Source organism: Plectonema radiosum NIES-515 (assembly GCF_025753815.1).
Classification (GTDB): domain Bacteria; phylum Cyanobacteriota; class Cyanobacteriia; order Cyanobacteriales; family Nostocaceae; genus Hassallia; species Hassallia radiosum_A.
Genome location: NZ_JAOWRF010000385.1, coordinates 1 through 1,353, shown reverse-complemented (window position 1 = coordinate 1,353; position 1,353 = coordinate 1). Strand labels below are relative to the sequence as shown.

1 protein-coding gene is annotated in these 1,353 nt (G+C 46.2%); it reads right to left on the bottom strand.

Features of this window, described 5'->3' with window-relative positions; all coding sequences use genetic code 11:
• Positions 1-75: 75 nt before the first annotated feature.
• Positions 76-1,236, bottom strand: coding sequence for an aminotransferase class V-fold PLP-dependent enzyme (locus tag OGM63_RS26870; protein WP_263748778.1), 1,161 nt, complete (start codon positions 1,234-1,236; stop codon positions 76-78).
• Positions 1,237-1,353 lie beyond the last annotated feature (117 nt).

Genomic DNA, 1,353 nt, shown 5'->3' with positions numbered 1-1,353 from the left:
GGGAAAAGGGGACAAGGGGGAAAAGGGGACAAGGGGGACAAGGGGAAAAAATGCCCAATGCCCAATGCCCATTACTTATTTGCAAAATGTTTGAATTTCTTCAATTAATTGGTCAATTTCCGATTCTAGTGTAAAGTAGTGGACGCAAGCGCGTACACAATCTGGATCGGCAATTGTTCGAGTTAATATCTTTTGTGACTCTAAAAATCGTACCAGTTGCAGGCTAGCTTGGGGTTTGTTATTTGTGAGTTGAAACGAGACTAAACCGCTTTCTGGTGGGGAAGTCCGCAGACATTTGACATGGGGTAGCGTTGCCAAACTTTGCCAAAGGTATTCACTCAAACGGCGAATTTCCTGATAACGTTCTTCAGGTGTTCCCCATTCGTGATGGATAGCGATCGCTTCCCTTAAGCCAGGATATAGGGGAAAATCTGAAGTAGCCACTTCATAGCGTCGTCCATCAGGATGCCAATCTCCAGGCTGCCCTTGATTATCTGTAACAACGCTACGCCAACCGATAAAAGTCGGTTTCAGGCTTTCTCTGACTTCTGGTCGCACATACAAACCACCCACACCCCCAGGACCACACAACCATTTGTGACCCGTGAAAGCATAAAAATCTGCCCCCAATTCTGTTAAATTCAAAGGCATTGAACCGACAGACTGTGCAGCATCTACAAGAATTCTGACATTGTTATTTATGCACACTTCCACAATTTTGTCAAGGGGCAAAAGTTGACCGGTGTTCCAGAGGATATGACTCAACACTAGCAAGCGAGTATTAGGGCGTAAGTGTTGGGCGATCGCATCAACAGGATCGCCTTCATTTAAAGTTGCCATTACAGGGCAAGTGGTAATTTCTACTTTGAACCTGCGCCCAATTTCCTGTGCGATCGCCACAATACCATGATGTTCGCAGTCTGTAAGCAGCATATGGTCGCCGGCTTGCCACTCCAGACCCCACATAGCAATATTGCAACCAACAGTTACATCCTCCGTGAGAGAGATTGTTTCGGGTGGTGCATTTAATTCCTGTGCGATCGCCTCTCTTACTGCTTTATATTCTGACGTCAGCCAGCGATACACCTCATCACTAAAAGGACCTATATCTTGGATGTGTGCTTGCGATAAAGCGATCGCATCCAGCGCCCTTTGCGGCATCGGTCCTTGTCCCCCATAGTTAAAATAAGTCTTATTAGCTAAAGCTGGAAATTGTTCTCGATGGCGATGCAACATAGTTGTTAGTGGTTGGTTGTTAGTTGTTAGTTGTTAGTGGTTAGTTGTTAGTGGTTAGTGGTTAGTGGTTAACAACCAGTCCCCCTTGTCCCCCTTGTCCCCCTTGTCCCCCTTGTC

What these genes read in the sequence shown, in the direction of transcription:
- OGM63_RS26870 (WP_263748778.1), bottom strand. Translation starts at nt 1,236, where the DNA reads ATGTTGCATCGCCATCGAGAACAATTTCCAGCTTTAGCTAATAAGACT.